At 73.4% G+C, this 2,504-nt stretch carries 4 protein-coding genes; all 4 read right to left on the bottom strand.

Annotated features, from left to right (window positions below; translation table 11 throughout):
* Positions 1-38: 38 nt before the first annotated feature.
* From IH13_RS0110435 to IH13_RS0110420, 4 genes are read right to left on the bottom strand one after another with little or no spacing between them, the layout of a single operon-like run.
* On the bottom strand, positions 39-611 hold the full coding sequence (locus tag IH13_RS0110435) for a Clp protease N-terminal domain-containing protein (RefSeq protein WP_031083161.1): 573 nt from the start codon (positions 609-611) through the stop codon (positions 39-41).
* Positions 611-820 (bottom strand): sigma factor-like helix-turn-helix DNA-binding protein, encoded by a 210-nt coding sequence (locus IH13_RS0110430; protein WP_014154112.1) that lies wholly within the window; start codon positions 818-820, stop codon positions 611-613. The genes IH13_RS0110435 and IH13_RS0110430 overlap by 1 nt, the downstream gene beginning before the upstream one ends.
* A 32-nt stretch (positions 821-852) precedes the next feature.
* Positions 853-1,365, bottom strand: coding sequence for a GNAT family N-acetyltransferase (locus IH13_RS0110425; protein ID WP_420713349.1), 513 nt, complete (start codon positions 1,363-1,365; stop codon positions 853-855).
* Between the two features lie 38 nt (positions 1,366-1,403).
* Positions 1,404-2,369, bottom strand: a complete 966-nt coding sequence (locus IH13_RS0110420) for a zinc-binding dehydrogenase (RefSeq protein WP_031083154.1) — start codon at positions 2,367-2,369, stop codon at positions 1,404-1,406.
* Positions 2,370-2,504: the final 135 nt, after the last annotated feature.

The raw sequence follows: 2,504 nt of genomic DNA, 5'->3' as shown, positions 1-2,504 counted from the left end.
GGGGGAGCCGAGTCCGGCCACCGGCCTCGGCGGGCGCGTCAGCTCGCCTCGGCCACGCCCTCTCCCCCGGTCCCGTACAGCGCCCGCTCCACCGTCGTGTACGTCGCCCCGTGGTCGGCGAGCACCTCGGCGACGGTTCCGGGGCCGGCCGTCAGCGCCAGCAGCAGGTGCTCCTCACCGACGAAGCGGTCACCCCGGCCGAGCGCGATGCGCAGGGCCTTCTCCACGACCTTCTTCGCACCGCCGGTGAAGCCGCGGCGCCCCGACCACCAGCGGCGATCCCTGCGGTCGCCGCCCAGGGCGCCCTCGCCGTGCGCGTCCTCGATCCTGGCGACGATCGCGCCGACGTCGACGCCGATTCCGGCCAGGGCCTCCTCGTCGGCCCTGGTCAGCCCGCCACGCCTGCGGACCTCGGCGAACGCCGCCTCCAGCGACTCCCGGCGGCCGGTCAGCCCCAGAGCGCTGACGGCCAACGCGGACCGGCCGCCCTCGCCGTCCAGCAAGGAGAACAGCAGGTGCTCCTCCGTGACGGCATCCGCCCCGGCCCGCTCGGCTTGCGCCACGGCACCGGTCACCGCGGTGCGGGCCCCTTGGGTGAAGCGCTCGAACATCAATGCCTCCCGTACTTCTTGTGTACGGCCTGCCGGCTGACGCCCAGCTCGGCGGCGATCTCCTGCCACGACCAGCCCTGGACACGGGCGCTTCTCACTTGGACGGCTTCGAGCTGTTCCAGCAGCCGCCGCAACGCGGCGACCGCACGCAACCCGACACGCGGGTCACGGTCACCGGCACGCGCGGCGAGATCCGTTGCTTCGGTCATGACGTCAACGTACGTTGACATTCAAGCCCCTGTCAACCGAAGTTGACACGATCCGTGGCGAGGCGGGCGTGGCGTTCCACGTCGTACCGGGTGTCCCCGTACCGCAGCTTTTCGCGTTCGACGCCCTCGGCGGCGAAGCCGGCCCGCCGGGCCACCCCGCAGGAGGCGGCGTTGTCCGTCCGGTGCCCGAGCTCCAGCCGGTACAGCCCCAGCTCGTCGAAGGCCCAGCGGGCGAGCGCCCGCACACCGGCCGTGGCCACGCCCGAGCCGCGGGCCGCCCCGGTGGTCCAGTACGACACCCAGCCGCAGTCGTGGACCTGGTTCATCGCGGTCACGGCCACGCAGCCGAGGGCCTCGTCCGCCCCTTCGCGGACGACGGCCCAGGCGTATCCCGTACCGGCCCCGCGCTCCCGCTCCCATCGGGTGATCCAGTCCAGCGCGTCGGCGGGAGTGGCGACCGGGCGGCCGCCCGACTGCCGCGCCATCTCGTCCGGCGCGAAGGCGCGCAGCACGGCAGGCGCGTCGGACGGATACCAGGGCCGCAGAAGGAAGCGGACGGGCGACCGCCCTCCGGCAGCCGCCGTCACGGGGCGGTCAGCACGATCTTCCCGAACAGGTCGCCCGCGGCGAGCCGTTCGAACCCCTCCCGGGCCCGGTCGAGCGGCAGAGCCGCGTCGATGACGGGCCGTACACCGGTGGCCACACAGAACGACAGCAGGTCCTCCAGCTCGTCCTTGGTGCCCATCGTGGAGCCGACGACCTTGAGTTCCAGGAAGAAGATGCGGGTGAGCTCCGCGTGCGAGGGCCGATCGCCGCTCGTCGCGCCCGAGATGACCAGAGTGCCCCCGGGACGGAGCGACTTCACCGAGTGGGACCAGGTCGCGGCGCCGACCGTCTCGATCACCGCGTCGACCCGTCGCGGCAGCCGCGCTCCGGGCTCGTACGCCTCGACGGCGCCCAGCTCCACGGCCCTCCTGCGCTTGGCCTCGTCGCGGCTGGTGGCGTACACCCGCAGCCCGGCGGCCTTGCCGAGCACGATCGCCGCCGTGGCCACACCGCCCCCGGCCCCCTGCACGAGTACGGAGTCCCCGGGCCGCACACCGGCGTTGGTGAAGAGCATGCGGTACGCCGTCAGCCAGGCCGTGGGCAGACAGGCGGCCTGCTCGAACGTCAGCTCCCTGGGCTTGGGCAGGACGTTCCAGCTGGGGACGGTGACCTGCTCGGCGAAGGTCCCCTGATAGCGCTCGGTGAGGATGGAGCGCGGCTCGTCGGGGCCGACCCCGTGGCCGGTCTGGCCGATGACGGAGTGCAGGACGACCTCGTTGCCGTCCTGGTCGATCCCGGCGGCGTCGCAGCCGAGGATCATGGGCAGCTTGTCCTCGGAGAGTCCGACCCCGCGCAGGGACCACAGGTCGTGGTGGTTGAGGGAGGCGGCCTTGACCTGGACGGTGGTCCAGCCGGGTCGCGCCTCGGGTGCGGGGCGTTCGCCCAGTTCGAGGCCGTCGAGGGGCTGGTCGCGGTCGATGCGTGCGGCGTAGGCGGCGAACATGGCCACGACCCTAGGCCGTGACGCGCCGTGACGTAACCACTCGGCGGTGTGACACAGGCCCCAGCGAGCGGCCCACGGCGCGCACGGGTGAGGCGGGGAGGGGAGCGGCCCGCTTCCGCGGCCCCCTGCCCCCAC

The sequence above is a fragment of the Streptomyces sp. NRRL WC-3549 genome (genome assembly GCF_000721935.1).
Taxonomy (GTDB): domain Bacteria; phylum Actinomycetota; class Actinomycetes; order Streptomycetales; family Streptomycetaceae; genus Streptomyces.
The sequence above is the reverse complement of the archived record's forward strand: the minus strand, read 5'-3'. Positions and strand labels throughout refer to the sequence as shown.